The sequence below is a fragment of the Pseudoalteromonas sp. RB2-MNA-CIBAN-0110 genome, assembly GCF_040309305.1.
Classification (GTDB): domain Bacteria; phylum Pseudomonadota; class Gammaproteobacteria; order Enterobacterales; family Alteromonadaceae; genus Pseudoalteromonas; species Pseudoalteromonas arctica.
On sequence record NZ_JBEOOQ010000366.1, the window covers coordinates 1 to 229 of the forward strand.

A 229-nucleotide genomic window follows, 5' to 3' on the forward strand; every position below is an offset into this window, starting at 1 on the left:
CTGTAGCATCTCACCCAGCTAAGTTATTGTTTATCGACTATCCTTCACAAGTACAGCTATTTGAACTGCGCTCGCAAGCGCGTATACCGACGCTGTTTCCAGCCAAGTTAAAATTATCGGATGATCGCCCTTCTTTTGAAGGCGTTATAAAAGATATTTCGTTAACGGGTGTTATGTTTGATATTAAAACAACCCAAGAAATCGACGACATTAAAGATATGCGTTGCAT

At 40.2% G+C, this 229-nt stretch carries 1 protein-coding gene; it reads left to right on the forward strand.

The genetic code is table 11. The annotated features are described in order from the left end of the window. The coding region (locus AAEY68_RS21820) for a PilZ domain-containing protein (protein WP_350586915.1) at window positions 1-229 on the forward strand (229 nt) is incomplete at both ends.